The organism is Polaromonas sp. P1_G2 (assembly GCF_056405515.1).
In genome coordinates this window covers 1-567 of the sequence record NZ_JBFUBY010000773.1, presented here as the reverse complement: position 1 = coordinate 567, position 567 = coordinate 1, and the positions used below count along the sequence as shown (strand labels likewise).

1 protein-coding gene is annotated in these 567 nt (G+C 62.8%); it reads right to left on the bottom strand.

Features of this window, described 5'->3' with window-relative positions; translation table 11 throughout:
* A partial coding sequence (locus AC1D0P_RS27505; protein ID WP_477679628.1) for an SIS domain-containing protein occupies positions 1-446 on the bottom strand: 446 nt, incomplete at its 3' end.
* Positions 447-567: the final 121 nt, after the last annotated feature.

Here is a 567-nt window from a genome sequence, read left to right as displayed (position 1 = left end):
CCCATCGGCAGGAACGACGTCGGTGCGCTTTCATCGCGCGCCATCGTCTGTGCCGGGATGGCAAGCGTGAGATCGGCAAGTTCTGTGACGCGCGAGCCGGGCTCTGCGGTGATGCAGGCGGTTCTCGCACCTGCCTTGCGGGCTTCGCCGAGCAGCGTCAGCACGGTTGCGGTATAGCCGGGGCCGGAACTGACCAGCAGCAGGTCGCCGGGACCGACGGGCGGCGTGGTCATGTCGAACACCATGTGCGCATCCATGCCGAGATGGTACATGCGCATGCACAGCGCCCGCATCATCAGGCCTTCGCGGCCGCAGCCATAGATGCAGATGCGCTTCGACGCCGCCAGCAGTTCGACCAGATCGGCGACCTCGTTGTCTTCGATCCGGTCGAGGCACTGGCCGAGTTCGGAGAGTGCCCTGGCGCCCATCGCAGCGATCGTGTTCATGATGATTTCCCGTGAGGTTCTCGGGCGCCGAGAATGGTTCTGCTGCGACATGAAGGCAAGTGCGAAACCGATTGATTTTGCCGAAACATCACTGGACAATTCGGATGACAGGCGGCATAAG